Below are 16397 nucleotides of genomic sequence, written 5' to 3'. Positions count from 1 at the left end.
CCTTTTCTCATCGTTTCCACCTTTTCCGCGCAACATGGAGTGGCGCAGTTGGAATTTCTCCTCTTCCTTGCCCGGCGCGTGTTGTGGTCGATCCTGGTCCTTGTCGGCCTGTCGATCGTGATCTTCGCGATTGCGCGCGGCATGCCCGGCGATCCGGCACGACTGGCGCTGGGACCGCGTGCTACACAGGAACAGGTGGCTGATCTCAACAGCAAGCTCGGCCTCGACCGTCCGCTTTACGAGCAGTATGGCAGGTTCGTCACAGGGCTGGTCCAAGGTGATCTTGGCAAGTCGCTGCTGACCGAACGGCCCGTCAACGACGATATCAGGGACACATTCGCCGCGACCTTCGAACTGGTGTTGGCGACGATCACCATCGCCTTCGTCATCGGCGTACCACTCGGCGTCGCCGCCGCGCGCTGGAAGGATAAATGGCCCGACAATGCCGTGCGGCTGGTCGCCATCATATCCGCCGTAACGCCGAGCTTCTTTCTTGCGCTGCTGCTGCAGATTCTTGCAGGTTATGTGCTGCATATACTGCCGACGACAGGACGACTGCCGCCCAACATGGCCTTCTCGCCCGATATCACCGGGCTGATGACGGTGGATTCGATCCTTCACTGGCGTTGGGATGTGTTTGGCGAGTCGTTGCGTTATCTCCTTTTGCCGTCGATCGCACTGGCGGCCGCGACCATGGGCCAGATAGCCCGTATCACCCGCGCCTCGATGATCGATGTTTCGAGCCAGGATTATATCGAGGCGGCGCGCGCCTTCGGCGTGCCTGAACGGCTAAGGGTATTCAAATACATGCTGCGGCCTGCCTTCGTGCCGCCGCTGACAATCTCGGGCCTGGAATTCGCGTCCCTGATCGGTAATGCTTTCGTGGTCGAACTGGTCTTCGCCTGGCCCGGTATGGCTGCTTATGGCGTGCGCACCATTTTGCAGAAAGACCTCAATGCGGTGATGGGCGTCGTCATCGTCTCGGGTGTCTTCTTCGTGGTCGTCAACCTCCTCATCGACCTGCTCGTCGGCTTCGTCGATCCGCGTGTCCGCATTCGGGGGCGTCGCTGATGGCCGAATTCGAGACCGTTTCCACCGAGCCCATGCGGCTCTCCAACACCTACCAGAACTGGTACCGGTTCTCGCGCAATCCCACCGCCGTGATCGGCGCGGCCATCGTCATCATCTCGATCCTCGCTGCGATCCTGGCGCCTTATATCACGCCCTATCCGGAGCATGTCGGCGCGGTGGTCAATTTCCGGGCGCGCCATCTGCCGCCATCGGGGGAATACTGGTTCGGCACCGACAATGTTGGCCGCGATATCTTCACCCGCGTGATTTTTGGCGCACGCATTTCGCTGCTGCTGGCGTTGGTCGTGCTGGGAACCGCGATACCTGTTGGAACGGTGCTCGGCCTGCTCGCCGGCTATTTCGGTGGCTGGACTGAAACGATCATCATGCGCCTCACCGACATCGCGCTCGCCATTCCGCCGCTGGTCATGGCGCTGGCGGTGGCTGCCGTGCTATCGCCCGATTTGATCAACTCTATGCTGGCGATCGCCGCGCTCTGGTGGACCTGGCATACGCGGCTGATCTACTCGATTACTCGGCAACTGCGAGGCCAGGAATTCGTCGAGGCGGCGGAAACGCTGGGCGCGTCGAAATTCCACATCCTCTTTCGCGAGATCCTGCCCAATTGCGTCTCGGCGATCGCGGTCAAGACGTCGCTCGATTGCGGTTTCGTCATCCTGGTCGGTGCCTCGCTCTCCTTCCTCGGACTCGGCATCCAGCCGCCGACGCCTGATCTCGGCACGATGGTGTCGCAGGGCTCGGCCTTCCTGCCGGATTATTGGTGGGAATCGATCCTGCCGGGTTTCGCCATCCTGTTCATCGCGCTCGGCTTCAATCTGCTGGGCGATGGCTTGCGCGACCTCTTCGATGTGCAGGAGGTCCGATGAGCGAGGCACTGCTTTCCGTTCGCGATCTCTCCGTCGAATTCTCGACCTATGGCCGCACCAGCAAGGTGCTGCACACTGTGTCGCTCGACGTGCCCGCCCATTCGCAGGTGGCGCTGGTCGGCGAGAGCGGTTCGGGCAAGACGGTCACCATGAAGGCGATCATGGGCCTGCTGCGCGAGCCGCCGGCGCGGATCACCTCGGGCCGCATCCTCTACGATGGCGCGGACCTGCTGACCATGCCGAGTGCCGAGCGGCTGAAGCTGCGTGGCACGGCGATGTCGATGGTGTTCCAGGATCCGATGAGTTCGCTCAATCCGGTCTTCACCATCGGCGACCAGATGGGCACGATCCTGAAATATGCCGACAAGCGGCTTGGCCGTGGGCGCGGCCGGCGCGAGCGCATGGCTCGCGTCCATGAGGTGCTCGAACAGGTCCGCATGCGCGACCCCGAGCGGGTGACGCAATCCTATCCGATCCAGCTTTCGGGAGGCATGCGCCAGCGCATCCTGATCGCCATGGCGTTGCTGAGCGAGCCGAAGCTCCTGATCGCCGACGAGCCGGGCACGGCGCTCGATGTAACGACACAGGCGCAGATCCTGAAGCTGCTCAAGGATCTTGTCGAGGCGCGGGGCTTGGCGTTGCTGATGATCACCCATAATCTCGGTGTCGTGCGCGAAACCTCGCACCATGTCTATGTGATGAATAAGGGCGTGGTCGTGGAGGAAGGGCCGACGAGCCAGATCTTCGAAGCACCGAAGGACCAATATACACGCGACCTCATAGCGGCGGTGCCACGCCTGACGGGCGGCATGCAGTTCGGCCGGGCGGAGGTGGGCTCATGAGCGCACCAATGCTGGAAATCCGTAGCCTCAGCAAGTTCTTCCCCATTCGCAACGCGTTCGGCCGCCACACGGGCGATGTCCGCGCCGTCGATGATGTCAGCTTCTCGATCGAGCGTGGCGCGGTCTATGGCCTGGCCGGTGAGAGCGGCTCGGGTAAATCGACCATCGCCCGGATGATCATGGGGCTGGAGACGCCAACATCTGGCGAAATCCTGATCGACGGAGAGAGCATCGCCAGCAGCTTCGGCAGCCGCGCCCATGGCAAAAAGGTGCAGATGGTGTTCCAGAATCCCGGCTCGTCGCTCAATCCGCGCCGCACCGTGGGGCAGTCCGTTGCGGTGCCGCTCGATGCCCATGGCCACCCCGCCAAGGATCGCGCGCGGCGAATCTCCGAACTGCTCGAAATGGTGCAACTGCCGGCGAATTTCGCAGAGAGGTTCCCACATGAGCTCTCAGGCGGACAGAAGCAGCGCGTGGCCATCGCCCGCGCACTCGCCGTGGCGCCGAAGCTGGTGGTGCTCGATGAGCCGACCTCGGCGCTTGACGTATCGGTGCAGGCGCGGGTGATCGACCTGCTGGTCGATCTCGGCCGGAGACTCGACCTGACCTTCCTGTTCATTTCCCACGACCTCAGCCTGATGCGGAATTTCGCCGGCCGGGTCGGAATCCTCTATCGCGGCAAGATCGTCGAGACCGGCCCGACAGCTGATGTCTTCGTCAACCCGCAGCACGATTACACGCGTCTGCTCCTCGCTTCGGTGCCGGTGATCTCGGCCGAGGAGGAAGCGATGCGCCCCAAGATTCCGCTGATCGATGGTGAGATTCCAACGGCCGAGAAGCTCATCGAAATCAGGGCGTTGAATACCAAGAATAGTTTCAATGAGGAACAACCAGGATGATTAGAATTGGGATCGACGTCGGCGGCACCAATACCGACGCCGTCGTGATGAACGGTAACGACGTGATTGCCGGCGTGAAATCCGCCACCACGCCGGATGTGATGACCGGTGTGGTCAACGCGCTCAAGGACGTGCTCGCGGAATCGAAGATGGATGCGAGCGCGATCGACGTGGTGATGATCGGCACGACGCATTTCACCAATGCGGTGGTGCAGCGGCGCGATCTTGCGCAGACAGCCGCCGTACGACTCGGCCTGCCGGCTACGGCCTCGCTGCCGCCGATGGTCGATTGGCCAGAGGATTTGAAAAAGGCGATCGGCAATCACACTTGGCTGGCCCATGGCGGTAATGAATTTGACGGCCGCGTGATCTCGCCGCTCAACGAAGAAGAACTGCTCGGTATCGCCGGGGAAATCCAGTCCAGGGGTATTAACACGATCGCCATCACGTCGGTGTTCTCACCGGTCTCGAACGAATTCGAGAAGCGGGCGGGCGAGATCTTCGCCAAGGCGATACCCGGCGCGCATATCACCCTTTCGAGCGAGATCGGCCGCATCGGCCTGCTCGAACGCGAGAATGCCGCGATCATGAATGCGTGCCTGCGCGATCTCTCGGCGCATGTCATCGAGGCCTTCCGCAACGCCATTGCCGAGACCGGCATCAGGGGGCGGTTCTTCCTGACCCAGAACGACGGTACGCTCATGGATGCGGCGTTCGCCGAACAATTCCCGGTGCTGACCTTCGCTTCCGGACCGACCAATTCCATGCGCGGCGCAGCGTTCCTGTCCGGCGTGCATGATGCGATCGTCGTCGATATCGGCGGCACGACATCGGACGTCGGCTCGCTGCAGAAGGGCTTTCCGCGCCAGGCGACGGTTGCGGTCGAAGTCGGCGGCGTGCGCACCAATTTCCGCATGCCTGATGTCTTCTCCATCGGTCTCGGTGGTGGGTCGTTGGTCATAGATGGCCCTGATGGCATCAAGGTCGGCCCGACATCGGTCGGTTACCGGATCAAGAGCGAAGCACTGATCTTCGGCGGCTCGACGCTGACGACGACCGACGTCACGGTCGCCGCCGGCAATGCTGATCTCGGCGACAAGGGCAAGGTCGGCCATCTCGACAAGGATCTGCTCGATCGCACGCAGGCCAAGATCCTCGCCATGCTGGAGGATTGCGTCGAGCGCTCGCGGCTGTCGCCCGATCCGCTGCCCGTGATCGTCGTCGGTGGCGGCTCGATCCTCGTCAACGGCCCCATCGGCGGATTGCAGGTGATCAAGCCCAACCATTTCGGCGTTGCCAATGCCGTGGGCGCAGCTATCGCCCAGGTGTCGGGCGAGATCGACCGTGTCTATGCGCTGGCCGAGATCGGCCGCGAACAGGCGCTCAATGATGCCAAGGCGCGCGCGATCGATGCCGCCGTGGCTGCCGGAGCGCTACGTGAGAGCATCGAGATCGTCGATGTCGAGGATGTGCCGCTCGCCTACCTGCCGGGTAATGCGACGCGCGTTCGGGTCAAGGCCGTGGGTGAGCTTCATGTCGCGGGAGCCAAAAATGCCGCGTGATTTCAAGATACTCGAAGAAGCCGATCTTCAGCCGCTGGCGCTCGGCGCGGCGCTGCTGGGAACCGGCGGCGGCGGCAATCCCTATATCGGCATGCTGCGTACGCGCGAACTTCTGCGCAAGGGCGCGAAGATCGAAATCATGCCACTCGAAGCGCTGCCGGATGATGCCTGGGTCGGCGAATGCGGCGGTATCGGCGCGCCTGTCGTCGGGGTCGAGAAGGTCGAGGAAGGTGGCGAATGCCACCGCGCCATGATGGCGGTCGAGGAGGCCGCGGGCGTCAAGATGTCGGCGGTCATATCGGCCGAGATCGGTGGCGCCAATTCCATGGAGCCGATCATCGTGGCGGGTCTCGCCGGCCTTCCGGTGGTCGATGGCGACGGCATGGGGAGGGCGTTTCCCGAGGTGCAGATGACGACGTTCTTCATCTATGGCGCCAAGCCGTCACCCGCTGCGATCGCCGACGACAAGGGCAATGTCGTGGTGTTCCGCGACATGGTCGATATGTTCTGGCTGGAGCGTTTCGCGCGCGACGTCTCCGTCGGCATGGGTGCGGGCGCGGGCTTTGCCGTGGCCCCGATGCGGGGTGATTTCATCCGCAAGACGGCAGTGCCCGGCACGGTCACGCAGGCGATCAGCATCGGTAATACGGTGCTTAGTGCGCGTGCAAAACATCAGAATGTCGTCGAGCGGATTGTCGAGGAGACGGGTGCCAAGCTGTTCTTCACCGGCAAGATCACCGATATCGAGCGCAACCTGGTCGGCGGCTTTTCGCGTGGCACGGCGAAGATATCGGGCGTCGGTGACTGGGCCGGATCGGAGGCCGAGATCGCCATCCAGAACGAGAACCTCGTGCTCTGGGTCGATGGCGAGGCAGTGATCATGGTGCCCGATCTGATCATGAATCTCGAACTCGAGACCGGCGAGCCGATCACCACCGAGATGTTGCGCTATGGCCAGCGGGTCGCGGTCATCGGGCTGCCCGTGCACGACCTGATGAAAACGCCGCGCGCGCTCGAAATCGTCGGCCCGGCCGCCTTCGGCTATCCCGACCTCACCTTCAAACCGCTCTGAGAAGGACCAGACCATGAAAATCCTGCGTACGGTCTATGCCGAGGACATGGAAGACATCGCCATCGGCGGCGCGATCATGGGCACCGGCGGCGGCGGAGATCCCTATGTCGGCAAGCTGATGGCCCAGCAGGCGATCCGCAAGCACGGGCCGGTCAAGATCATCGATATCGAGGAATTGTCCGACGACGCGCTCGTCGTGCCCGTCTGCATGATGGGCGCGCCGACCGTGATGACGGAGAAGCTGCCGCAGGGCGACGAACTGATGACCGCGTTTCGTCAACTAGAACAGCTGCTTGGCCGCAAGATCGACGCCGTGCTGTGCGGCGAGGCGGGGGGTGTCAATTCCACGACGCCCTTCGTGGTGGCGGCCGCCAGCGGCCTGCCGCTGGTCGATGGCGATGGCATGGGCCGCGCCTATCCCGAGCTGCAGATGGTGACCTTCACCATGCACGGCGTGTCGGCGACCCCGATGGTGCTTTGCGACGACAAGGGCAATTCGATCGTACTGGAGACGGTGAGCAATGCCTGGACCGAGCGGCTGGCGCGCGCGGCGACCGTGGAGATGGGCGGCTCGGCGCTGCTCGCCTTCTATCCAATGGATGGCAAGACCGCCAAGAAAGCGGTGGTGCGCGGCACGCTGACGCTCTGCGCCAATCTCGGCCTCACTCTACGCGAAGCGCGCGCTGCGCATCTCGAACCGGTCGATGCGATCGTCGAGATGCTGGGCGCAAAGGTGATCTTCCACGGCCGCGTCAAGGATATCGACCGGCGCACGATCGGCGGTTTCGCGCGCGGCAGCGCCTGGTTCGACGGCGTCGAGGACTGGCGTGGCCACACGTTCAAGCTCGATTTCCAGAACGAATTCCTGATGGCGGAGCGCGATGGCGAAGTGCTGGTCACCACGCCTGAGCTGATCACGCTACTGGAAGCCGACAGTGGCAATCCGGTAACGGCGGATTCGCTGAAATACGGCCTGCGGCTTGTCGCACTTGCATTCCCCTGCAATCCGCAATGGCGTACGCCCGAGGGCATTGCGCTCGTCGGGCCGCGCTATTTCGGCTACGATGTGGATTACAAGCCGTTCGATTTCGCCTAGCTGCGGCTGCGCAGCAATTCGCGCGCATGCAGTGCCATCATCAGCTCCTCATTTGAGGGGATGACGATGGTCTTAAATCCGCCGAGGAAGGCGAGGCGCTTGATGATCGCCTCACGCACCGGCGCGGCGTTTTCGCCGATGCCGCCGGTGAAGACCAAGGCGTCGATGCCGCCCATGGAGGTGGCCATCATCGCCGCATACTGCGCCACCTTCAGCGCGAAATAATCAAGTGCGAAAGCGGCGCGGGGATCGCTGCTGGCAAGCAGAGTCTCGACATCGCCTGAAATGCCGGAGAGGCCCTTGAGGCCGGAGCGTTCGTAGAGCATATCCTCGACGTCGATCGCGCCCATGCCGAGTTCGCGGAGCATGAAGGTGACCGCGCCGGGATCGATGGCGCCGCTGCGGGTGCCCATCGGCAGGCCGTCGAGCGCCGTCATACCCATGGTCGTGTCCACGCTCCTGCCGTCCCTGATCGCGCAGAGGCTGGCGCCATTGCCGAGATGAGCGGCGACCACCCGGCCAGACGCGAGACGCGGATGATCCTTGGCGAGCACGCTGGATATCCATTCATAGGATATCCCGTGGGAGCCATATTTCCGGACGCCCTTGTCACGAAGCTCGGCCTCTATGGCGAACGTCGTAAAAAGCGGGTCCTGCTGCGCGTGGAATGCGGTATCGAAGCAGGCGATATCAGCCGCATGGACGGCAAGCTCGTGCGAAGCCTCGATACCAGCCAGATTGTAGGGCTGGTGCAGGGGCGCCAATGGAATCAATGCTTCGAGCTTCGACAGGATGGCTGGCGTGACGATCACCGGCTCGACGAACTGCTGCCCTCCATGGACGACACGATGGACGACTGCCATGATCTTCCAGCCGTCGTCATGCCTGTCGATGAGGTTGAGAACGGCCAGCAACGCTGCATCATGGCCGCTTGAAGCGAGGATGTCCTTGATAACCTCGTCGGAGCCTTCCACGCTTGCCTCGAGCGCAGCCCGCGTGCCTATTCCGCTCACCTTGCCGCGCATCAGCACCGTGAGATTGTCGCTGGCGAAGACCTGGAACTTCAGGACCGATGATCCGGTGTCGAGGACAAGCAGCGTTTCGATCATTGGATGCGGCCCTGTCGATGCGTCTCGGCAAGCGCGGAGGAAAACCGCGGCCGGCAAGGAGCGAGTATGGCATCGATATCGAGACTCATGCCGTCGGTTCCAGTTCGTGGAGACCGATAGCAGCCTAAACGCGGCTAACGGTCAAGCACGGCGAAGTATCTCGCGCCGGCATCGGTTAACAATGGCCTTGCATCCTTGAGCGGAACTGTCACGAGATCGTCTCCGCAGGCGAAGATGACATGGGGAAGATTCTTGAGTGTGAAGATCATTTCGTCTTGCGTGAAATAGACGCCGAGATTGCTGGTGACCAGATCGGAAAGCCCGCATTCCTCATCGCGCGAAGCGTCGGAGCGGTCCCTCTTATCGTTGACATATTTGATCAGCTCGTCGCTCGGGCCGAACTTGAGATCGCTCTTGTCCTCGACGGTGGACGGATCGACGATCTTGCCGTCGGCGTCTTTCGCGACCCAGCCCTTCAGCAATGTTTCCGGCTCCAGCGGCTTGCCGGTCTTCACGTCGGCGAGCTGGTAGCGGAGGAAATTATCGGGATAGGCGCCGCCGCAAAAGAAGCTGCCGCCTTCCGAAATCCCGAGCAATCGCGGCGTGAGAAGATTGACCACGACCGACGGCGGGCCGTCGTAACCCATGCCGCCCTCGCCACCCGATCCCGACCAATCCATGCCTAGATAGGCCTTGGAGAGGCAGTAGAACGAGTTGAACGAGAACTGCAGCCGCTGCTGGTGGAGATAGGCATTGATCGGTGCGATGTCTGTCTTGCCGATCCTGACTATTGTCGGGAATTCCACCTCGACGCGCGGGTCCATGTCCAGCCTGTAGACACCATCGCCGTATTTGACCTCGGCCCCCTTTTTCAGCGGCACATCCATCTTGAGGAAATCATAGGGCAAGTCGGCCTGGGTGATCAGGGAGTGATCGTCAATCCTTGCCACCGATGAAGGATCGAGGCTGTAAAGCGTGACGCCGCCATCGCCGTCGGGAAGCTTGCGGCTCGCGACGAGGGCGAATTTCAGGTCAAGCGTCTTGCCTGACTTGATGTCCTTCCACGAGCCGGTCAGTTTTTGCTCGTCGTCGCTTTTGCGCAATGTCCATTCGGCCCCGATCGGGGCCTTCTCGACGATTTCATCCTTGGCATCCCGGCATAGTTCTTTCGTGCAGGGCGCCTCTTCCTGGATTGCGAGCCTACCATCGGCATTGGTCGTGCCATGAAGAGGAATGTCGCCGCCCCTGGAGAGATAGGCATAGCGCCCGACGAACTCGCCGCTTTCGTTGGCTTCCGCCAGTTCCAGGATGATGGGGGTCTTGCCGATCGTGCCCTTGTAGGTGACGGCTTCGGCGGCCAGCGACGAACTGCAGGTCAGCAGCAACAGGGCAAGGGCTACGCACAGGCGCATGAGGCACTCCATCGAACGTACCGGATTTCAGACAGGAATGCGGCCGCAACTCAATAGGTCCGCGGCCGTCCTGCAATGTGGTACGGCTTAGAGCCTCGGCTTATTTCACGCCATCGGCGGAAATATGCCTGGGGAATACGGCGGCGACATACTCGATCGCCGCGGCAAGCGCCTTTTCGCGCGTCAGTCCGTCGTTCATCATCAGCCGGAACCACAGGCCTTCCATCATCGCGCAGATGCCGAGTGCCATCGGCTCGGGGTCATAGGCATAGCCGCCTTCCGACTTCAGCTCGGCGCAGAGGTCGGTGAACGTCTTCTGGTAGTTGAGGTCGCTGGCGCCGCAGAGCGCCTGATACGTTGGGCGCGACTTGGCTTCGCCCCAGAAGGCGCACCAGGCGGCGAGCTTGCGCTTTGTGCAGATGCGGCGGTCGAAATCGGCGTTGACCAAGGCCCAGATCTTGCCGGCGGCGCTGTCGTTGGCCTTTTCGAGCGCCGAGCTCCAGTGGCTGGCATATTCGTCCGCCATGTATTGCAGCGTGGCGACGAGCAGCTTTTCCTTGCTTTCGAAATGGAAATTGACGATGCCGCGCGACAGGCCGGCTCCATCGGCGACATTGGCTAGCGTCGTATCGGAATATCCACGCTTGGCGAGCGATTCGATCGTCGCCTCGATAAGCTGCTGCTGGCGCGTTTCCTTGGAGGCCTTGCGGCTCTTCCTCTCGCCTTCCATGACCGGCACGATGTTCATCGGCTTGGTAAGTTTCCCGTATTTTCCACGGCCTTCAAGGTGAATCAGGCGCGTGGTTTGGTTGCACTCAGATGCGTAGGGCAATGCTCGCCGCTGTCAAGAACCTTTTGCATGGCTCGCCATGTGCGGAGGTTCTTCTCCACGAAGGCCTTGCTCGTCAGCGCGACTGCCTGCTCATATAGTTCGCCCTGCAGGCGATTCAACTCGCGGCGCGCCTCCTCGCGATACCAGGCGTTGCGGCTCTCGGTGCGGACATCGGTGAAGCCCGCCTTGGTCATTGCGTCCTTGTAGCGCTTCGGCGAGCCCATGCCGAAGGACAAGCCCTCGGCCTTGATATAGTCCTTCATGTCCTGCGACGGCTCGTCGTCGTGGCCGATCAGCCAGTCCGAGGCAGCGAACAGGCCGCCGGGCCTGAGCACGCGGAGGATGTCGGCGAAGATCGCTTCCTTGTCGGGAATATGGACCATGGCATCCTTGGAGAAGACCACGTCGAAGCTCGCATCCTCGAAGGGCAGGCGGCCGGGCGCTGCCTGGACGAAGAAGACTCGGTCGCTCAGTCCAGCTTCCCGTGCGCGGCGTGTCGCTTCCGTGATGACGGGTTTTTCGACATCGAAGCCGGTGATGGTGCGGGGCTCGAATCGCTTGGCAATATGCAGCGTGATGCCACCCGAGCCGCAGCCGATATCGAGTACATCCTTGCCCCTGATCCCGAATCGATCCAGCACCCGATCGACCTCCGCCGGGCCGCCCGGCGACAGGTAGCCGTCGCCCCAGAGGAGTTCCAGGAAGCGCATGTGGATGTCGTCATATTCCGGCTCGGCTTCGGTCATCATGCGCTGCTCCATCCCCAGGGTTTGCGATATCCTTGATACAGAAATCATAGCGCGATTTCAACGAATTGCAACATTCTGACTGAATGTTCATTCAAAATCTATGGACAAGCCGTGGTCTCCTATGCCAGTTTCCTAGTCATAACGGGGAACGAGCATGAAGACATATGATGCTGTCATCATCGGCGGCGGCCACAACGGCCTTGTCACCGCCGGCTATCTGCAGCGGGCGGGGCTGGAGGTCTGCGTGGTGGAAAAGAACGGCTGGGTTGGCGGCGCCGCCACCAGCCGCGAGCTTTCCAAGGGCGTCTACTATTCGAACTGTTCCTATGTCTGTTCGCTGTTCCGGCCTGAGATCATGCGCGATCTCGAACTGCCGAAGCATGGCCTGCAGATCGTCGCCTATGAGGGCGGCGCCGTGCTCGACCGCGATGGCGGCTATCTCGCGAGCTATCGCGACCACGACCAGCATCGCCGCGAATTCGCCCGCTATTCGGCCCGCGATGCCGAGGCCTATGAACGCTATGCCCGCGACGTGACGCGCCAGTGCCGGTTCATCCAGCCGCTCCTGATGCGCACCGCGCCCGATCCTTTCTCCTTCAAGCCACGCGATATCGGCGAACTGATGTTCCTCGCCAGGAAGATGGGCGAGTTCAGCCCCGAACAGATGGCCCAGACGCTGCGCTTCTGGACCATGTCGATCTCGGACTTCCTCGACGAGTATTTCGAGACCGATATCATCAAGGCCTATCTGGCGATCTCCGGCATTATCGGCACCGCGCTCGGGCCGATGTCACCGGGTACGGCTTATGTGCTGCTGCATCACTATATGGGCGAGGTCGATGGCTCGGTCGGCGCATGGGGCTATGCGCGAGGCGGCATGGGCGCGGTGACGCGTTCGCTCGCTTCGAGCTTCCAGGCTGCCGGTGGCACGATCAAAACAGATGCCGAAGTCTCCAAGGTCATCGTCAAGAACGGCCGTGCCGCGGGCGTGGCACTTGCCTCGGGCGAGGAGGTGCTGGGCAAGCTGACGATTTCCAATGCGGACGTGAAGCGCACTTTCCTCAAGCTGGTCGATGAGAAGGACTTGCCGGAAAAATTCGTCCACCGCGTCAAGCATTTCAAGATGCGCGGCTCGTCAGGCAAGGTGAATATCGCGCTCGACGGCATGCCGGAATTCCCGGCCCTGCCCAAGGGGTCGACCTGCGTCAAGGGCGACCTGCATTTCACCGATTCCGTCGAGCGTATAGAGCGCGCCTATGACGACTGGAAGGCCGGGCGCTGGTCGGACGATCCTTTCCTCGATGCGATGATCCCAACCACGCTCGACCCAACCATGGCCGAACCGGGCAAGCATTTCATGAGCTGCTTCGTGCAATATTGCCCGCCGAAGGTGGAGGGCAAGGACTGGACCGATGCTGACCGCGATGCCTTTGCCGAGACCGTGGTCAGTCAGATCGCCGACTATTCGCCGGGCTTCCGCGACCGGATCCTGCACATGGAAGTGCGCACGCCGCGCGAACTGGAGGCCGAGGTCGGCCTGACCGAAGGCAATATCTTCCAGGGCGAACTGACATTCGATCAGCTGCTGTTCAATCGCCCGGTGCCGGGCTACGCGCAATATCGCAGCCCGATCGACGGGCTTTATATGTGCGGGTCCTCGACCCATCCCGGAGGTGGCGTGATGGGCGCCCCCGGCCGCAACGCCGCAGCAGAAGTGCTGCGCGACCTCAAGAAATCCCGTGATCATATGAGCCCCGCCCATGACATCCTTTGACGCAATCATCATCGGCGGCGGGCACAACGGGCTGGTCGCCGCAGGCCTGCTCGCCAAGGCCGGCCGCAAGGTCGTGGTTCTGGAGGCATCCGGCGCGCTTGGCGGTGCTGCGCGTGGCCATGAATTCGCGCCCGGCTATCGCACTGGCGGCCTTGCGCACATCGTCAACCGGCTGTCGCCTCATGTGGTGAAGGAACTGGGGCTCGATACTTCGCTGTTCACCACGGAGCTTGCGCCGACTGTCGTGCTTGATCCCGAACGCGGACCGGCAGTGCTGCGTGGTGCCTATGGCGAAACGGTGGATGGCGTGGCGCTAGAAGAGGGCAAGGCCTTCGCAACGATGCGCAAGAAGCTGATGATGCAGGCGAGCATTCTCGGCCGGTTTCTGGCCAAGCGTCCGCCTCGGCCCGGCGAGGCTGGCGTCAAGGAATTCATCGATCTCGGCTTGACGGGTCTAAGCCTGATCCGCCAGGGCCGCGATGAGGCGCGCGATTTCGCCCGCATGGCGCTGATGAACGTCGCCGACATCGCCGACGAATACCTGACCGACGACCGGCTGAAGGCGTTGATCGCTTTCGATGCGGTGCTCGGCATTCATCTAGGCCCGCGTTCGCCAACTTCATTGCTCGGCCTTTACTATCGTCTCACCGGCGAGGCGCTGGTCCGGACCGGCGGTCAGTTCGTGCCGAAGGGTGGGATGGGTTCCATCGTTGCCGCGCTTGAACAAGCAGCGAAGCGGTATGGCGTTGAGATACGCCTGAATGCGCCGGTCGCGAAAATCGTCTCGGACAAGGGCAAGGCGACAGGCGTGGTGCTTGCCAGCGGCGAGGAGATCGGCGCCAAGGCGATCGTCTCGGCGATCCATCCGGTGACGACGTTACGCAATTTGGTGGCGCCGGGCGAGATCGACACGCATCTGTCGATGAGCCTCAAGCATATCCGCAGCAAGGGCGACACCGCCAAGCTGCATCTGGCACTCGACAAGATTCCGGAATTCATGGGGGTCAGCCACGGCGATCTCAAGGGCCGGCTGGTGATCGCGCGCTCGGTGCGGCACGTCGAGGATGCGTTCAACCCGTCAAAATATGGCGAGTTTTCGCCCGATCCGGTGATGGAAATCACGCTGCCGAGCCTGACCGATCCGTCGCTGGCGCCAGCAGGCGGAGCGGTGCTGTCGGCAAATGTACAGTATGCGCCTTACGATTTGAAAGAGGGCTGGGAGGCCGGCAAGCCGAAATTCCTCGCCGCCATCATGGCCGTGTTGGAGCGGCATGCGCCCGGTATCGGCGCTTCGGTCAAGGCGAGCGAATTGCTGACGCCGGTCGATATCGAGCGCGACTTCAATATGCCTGGCGGCCACTGGCATCACGGCGAGTTGCAAGTCGATCAGCTTCTCATCAACCGGCCGACATTCGCCGTCTCGGGCTATGACACGCCGCTCGACGGCCTCTACCTCGGCAGCGCCGGCAGCCATCCCGGCGGCGGTATTTCAGGCCTGCCTGGCCGCAATGCCGCACGCCACATATTGTCCCGGAGGGGAACATGAACCAGACCGTACCAACCGGCCGCCGTCCGGGCGACATCCTGACGCCGCTACTCGAAACGCCCTTCCATCAACGGCTCGAAGCGCTGAATATCAACAACGACTGGTATCACTGGTCGGGCTATAAGGCGCCGCATTCGCTCGCCGACGAGGAACTCGAATATTTTGCCATCCGCTCGACGGCGGCTTTGTTCGATATCTCGCCGATGACAAAGTACCGGATCGAGGGTCCCGGTGCTGAAGCTTTCTGCAACCGGCTGACGCTCCGCGATGTGCGCAAGCTGGGCGTCGGCCGCGTACACTACACGGCCTGGTGCGACGACCACGGCCATGTGCTGGACGATGGCACGCTGTTCCGGCTCGCGCCGAAGCGTTTTCGCCTGTGTTCGCAGGAGCGGCATCTGCCGTGGCTGCTCGATAGTGCCGAAGGCTTCGATGTCAGGATCACCGACGAGAGCACCGAGATTGCCGGCTTGGCGCTGCAAGGGCCGACCTCTTGGGCGGTGCTGCGCGATGCAGGTTTCGAGGGCGTCGACAAGCTGAAGGTTTTCCAGCTTGCGGAATTCCCGCACGAAGGTGGCACGGTGGTGATCTCGCGCACCGGCTTCACGGGCGATCTCGGCTACGAATTGTTCTGCCATCGCGATCAGGCACTCAGCCTCTGGGATCGCCTCGCGGCCGTGGGCGAGAAGAACCGCATGCGGGCGATCGGCTATGCCGCGCTCAACCATGCGCGCATCGAGGCGGGCTTCATCGTGGCGAACGCGGATTTCGTAACATCGGAAACGGCGCTCCGCGAGGATCGTCTCAGATTGCCCGACGAGATTGGGCTCGACTGGATGATCGATCTCGACAAGCCGAACTTCAACGGCCGCAATGCCATCGTCAAGGCGCGCGAGAAGAAGACGCTGAAGCACATCCTCGTTGGCCTCGAGGTCGAGGGCAATGTCGCAGGGCCGCTGTCGCTGATCTATCACAACAAGCGCAAGGAATGCGGCATCGTCACCGCCTCGGCCTGGTCGCCGCTGCTCAAGAAGAACATCGCGATCGCCAGCCTCACCCGGCCCTATGGCAACCGGATCACTGATGATCTCTCGGTCGAGATCTATGCGCTGCGCGAGCTCAATTACAGCAAGCTGATGAAGCGGGTGAAAATCGTGCCACGACCCTTTATCAAGCTCGATCGACGCGGCGCCAATCCGCCCGGCCTGATGTGAGCCATGGATGACGAAGCGCTCAGCAACTGGAAACTGATCCTCACCCCGGCGGGCGAGGAATGGTCCGGCCGCGCGCGCTATGCCGCCGCCATGTATTTCTACCGGGCCGGTGAAATGAGCGCCGAAGTGCTGGAAATCTACCGCATCTGTTCGCGCATCGACCACGAAGACGCGGTCGATGCGCTCAAGGCCTACAAGATGGGCCATGCGTGGATCGAGAAGGTAGAACGGATGCGTAGGGAACTCGGCTGAACTCGTATCCAGCCTAGCGTTTTCCGGAGAATTCGAGCGGCTCCGGGATTGCCACATCAGCCCATTTCTGCGATATTGAC

15 protein-coding genes are annotated in these 16397 nt (G+C 62.0%); 11 read left to right on the top strand and 4 right to left on the bottom strand.

Annotation, left to right across the window (positions count from 1 at the left end):
• The first annotated feature begins 48 nt into the window (after nucleotides 1-48).
• Genes IHQ71_RS22540 through IHQ71_RS22515 form a run of 7 tightly spaced genes read left to right on the top strand, consistent with a single transcriptional unit; the run spans nucleotide 49 to nucleotide 7429 of the window.
• On the top strand, nucleotides 49-1071 hold the full coding sequence (locus IHQ71_RS22540) for an ABC transporter permease (protein WP_258158653.1): 1023 nt from the start codon (nucleotides 49-51) through the stop codon (nucleotides 1069-1071).
• A complete protein-coding gene (locus tag IHQ71_RS22535) occupies nucleotides 1071-1958 on the top strand; it encodes an ABC transporter permease (protein WP_258158652.1) in 888 nt (295 codons plus the stop codon). Before IHQ71_RS22540 ends, IHQ71_RS22535 begins: the two co-directional genes overlap by 1 nt.
• Nucleotides 1955-2800 (top strand): ABC transporter ATP-binding protein, encoded by an 846-nt coding sequence (locus IHQ71_RS31935; RefSeq protein WP_308737876.1) that lies wholly within the window; start codon nucleotides 1955-1957, stop codon nucleotides 2798-2800. The genes IHQ71_RS22535 and IHQ71_RS31935 overlap by 4 nt, the downstream gene beginning before the upstream one ends.
• Nucleotides 2797-3699 (top strand): ABC transporter ATP-binding protein, encoded by a 903-nt coding sequence (locus tag IHQ71_RS31930; protein WP_308737875.1) that lies wholly within the window; start codon nucleotides 2797-2799, stop codon nucleotides 3697-3699. Before IHQ71_RS31935 ends, IHQ71_RS31930 begins: the two co-directional genes overlap by 4 nt.
• The gene (locus IHQ71_RS22525) at nucleotides 3696-5261 is read left to right on the top strand and encodes a hydantoinase/oxoprolinase family protein (RefSeq protein WP_258158651.1); all 1566 of its coding nucleotides are present in this window, start codon (nucleotides 3696-3698) and stop codon (nucleotides 5259-5261) included. Before IHQ71_RS31930 ends, IHQ71_RS22525 begins: the two co-directional genes overlap by 4 nt.
• Entirely contained in the window at nucleotides 5251-6333 is a 1083-nt protein-coding gene (locus tag IHQ71_RS22520) for a DUF917 domain-containing protein (RefSeq protein ID WP_258158650.1), read from the top strand. Before IHQ71_RS22525 ends, IHQ71_RS22520 begins: the two co-directional genes overlap by 11 nt.
• A gap of 13 nt (nucleotides 6334-6346) precedes the next feature.
• Nucleotides 6347-7429 carry a DUF917 domain-containing protein gene (locus tag IHQ71_RS22515; protein ID WP_258158649.1) on the top strand — a complete coding sequence of 361 codons (1083 nt, stop codon included), beginning with the start codon at nucleotides 6347-6349 and terminating at the stop codon, nucleotides 7427-7429.
• On the opposite strand, the gene IHQ71_RS22510 is transcribed toward IHQ71_RS22515, so the two are convergent.
• From IHQ71_RS22510 to IHQ71_RS22495, 4 genes are all read right to left on the bottom strand, one after another.
• Nucleotides 7426-8538 (bottom strand): acetate/propionate family kinase, encoded by a 1113-nt coding sequence (locus tag IHQ71_RS22510; RefSeq protein ID WP_258158648.1) that lies wholly within the window; start codon nucleotides 8536-8538, stop codon nucleotides 7426-7428. The genes IHQ71_RS22515 and IHQ71_RS22510 overlap by 4 nt on opposite strands.
• Nucleotides 8539-8672: 134 nt before the next feature.
• The gene (locus tag IHQ71_RS22505) at nucleotides 8673-9950 is read right to left on the bottom strand and encodes a hypothetical protein (RefSeq protein WP_258158647.1); all 1278 of its coding nucleotides are present in this window, start codon (nucleotides 9948-9950) and stop codon (nucleotides 8673-8675) included.
• A 100-nt stretch (nucleotides 9951-10050) separates the two neighbouring features.
• Nucleotides 10051-10698 (bottom strand): transcriptional regulator BetI, encoded by a 648-nt coding sequence (gene betI, locus IHQ71_RS22500; protein WP_258158646.1) that lies wholly within the window; start codon nucleotides 10696-10698, stop codon nucleotides 10051-10053.
• Nucleotides 10699-10742: 44 nt separating this feature from the next.
• Nucleotides 10743-11531 (bottom strand): class I SAM-dependent methyltransferase, encoded by a 789-nt coding sequence (locus tag IHQ71_RS22495; protein ID WP_258158645.1) that lies wholly within the window; start codon nucleotides 11529-11531, stop codon nucleotides 10743-10745.
• A gap of 154 nt (nucleotides 11532-11685) precedes the next feature.
• Between IHQ71_RS22495 and IHQ71_RS22490 the strand changes: the two genes are divergently transcribed.
• The 4 genes from IHQ71_RS22490 to IHQ71_RS22475 are packed head-to-tail and all read left to right on the top strand — an operon-like array spanning nucleotide 11686 to nucleotide 16317.
• Nucleotides 11686-13305 (top strand): NAD(P)/FAD-dependent oxidoreductase, encoded by a 1620-nt coding sequence (locus tag IHQ71_RS22490; RefSeq protein WP_258158644.1) that lies wholly within the window; start codon nucleotides 11686-11688, stop codon nucleotides 13303-13305.
• Entirely contained in the window at nucleotides 13292-14851 is a 1560-nt protein-coding gene (locus tag IHQ71_RS22485) for an NAD(P)/FAD-dependent oxidoreductase (RefSeq protein WP_258158643.1), read from the top strand. Before IHQ71_RS22490 ends, IHQ71_RS22485 begins: the two co-directional genes overlap by 14 nt.
• The gene (locus IHQ71_RS22480; protein ID WP_258158642.1) at nucleotides 14848-16065 is read left to right on the top strand and encodes an aminomethyltransferase family protein; all 1218 of its coding nucleotides are present in this window, start codon (nucleotides 14848-14850) and stop codon (nucleotides 16063-16065) included. The genes IHQ71_RS22485 and IHQ71_RS22480 overlap by 4 nt, the downstream gene beginning before the upstream one ends.
• Before the next feature lie 3 nt (nucleotides 16066-16068).
• Nucleotides 16069-16317 (top strand): hypothetical protein, encoded by a 249-nt coding sequence (locus IHQ71_RS22475; protein ID WP_258158641.1) that lies wholly within the window; start codon nucleotides 16069-16071, stop codon nucleotides 16315-16317.
• The last annotated feature ends 80 nt before the right edge of the window (nucleotides 16318-16397 follow it).

Source organism: Rhizobium sp. TH2, assembly GCF_024707525.1.
GTDB lineage: Bacteria > Pseudomonadota > Alphaproteobacteria > Rhizobiales > Rhizobiaceae > Rhizobium_E.
Note: the sequence above shows the minus strand (reverse complement) of the source record. Positions and strands in the feature narration are given on the sequence as shown.

Excerpts from the sequence above, each read along its gene's own strand:
- IHQ71_RS22535 (WP_258158652.1), top strand. The coding sequence starts at position 1,071 with ATGGCCGAATTCGAGACCGTTTCCACCGAGCCCATGCGGCTCTCCAAC.
- IHQ71_RS31935 (WP_308737876.1), top strand. The coding sequence starts at position 1,955 with ATGAGCGAGGCACTGCTTTCCGTTCGCGATCTCTCCGTCGAATTCTCG.
- IHQ71_RS31930 (WP_308737875.1), top strand. The coding sequence starts at position 2,797 with ATGAGCGCACCAATGCTGGAAATCCGTAGCCTCAGCAAGTTCTTCCCC.
- IHQ71_RS22525 (WP_258158651.1), top strand. The coding sequence starts at position 3,696 with ATGATTAGAATTGGGATCGACGTCGGCGGCACCAATACCGACGCCGTC.
- IHQ71_RS22520 (WP_258158650.1), top strand. The coding sequence starts at position 5,251 with ATGCCGCGTGATTTCAAGATACTCGAAGAAGCCGATCTTCAGCCGCTG.
- IHQ71_RS22515 (WP_258158649.1), top strand. The coding sequence starts at position 6,347 with ATGAAAATCCTGCGTACGGTCTATGCCGAGGACATGGAAGACATCGCC.
- IHQ71_RS22510 (WP_258158648.1), bottom strand. The coding sequence starts at position 8,538 with ATGATCGAAACGCTGCTTGTCCTCGACACCGGATCATCGGTCCTGAAG.
- IHQ71_RS22505 (WP_258158647.1), bottom strand. The coding sequence starts at position 9,950 with ATGCGCCTGTGCGTAGCCCTTGCCCTGTTGCTGCTGACCTGCAGTTCG.
- betI (WP_258158646.1), bottom strand. The coding sequence starts at position 10,698 with ATGAACATCGTGCCGGTCATGGAAGGCGAGAGGAAGAGCCGCAAGGCC.
- IHQ71_RS22495 (WP_258158645.1), bottom strand. The coding sequence starts at position 11,531 with ATGATGACCGAAGCCGAGCCGGAATATGACGACATCCACATGCGCTTC.
- IHQ71_RS22490 (WP_258158644.1), top strand. The coding sequence starts at position 11,686 with ATGAAGACATATGATGCTGTCATCATCGGCGGCGGCCACAACGGCCTT.
- IHQ71_RS22485 (WP_258158643.1), top strand. The coding sequence starts at position 13,292 with ATGACATCCTTTGACGCAATCATCATCGGCGGCGGGCACAACGGGCTG.
- IHQ71_RS22480 (WP_258158642.1), top strand. The coding sequence starts at position 14,848 with ATGAACCAGACCGTACCAACCGGCCGCCGTCCGGGCGACATCCTGACG.
- IHQ71_RS22475 (WP_258158641.1), top strand. The coding sequence starts at position 16,069 with ATGGATGACGAAGCGCTCAGCAACTGGAAACTGATCCTCACCCCGGCG.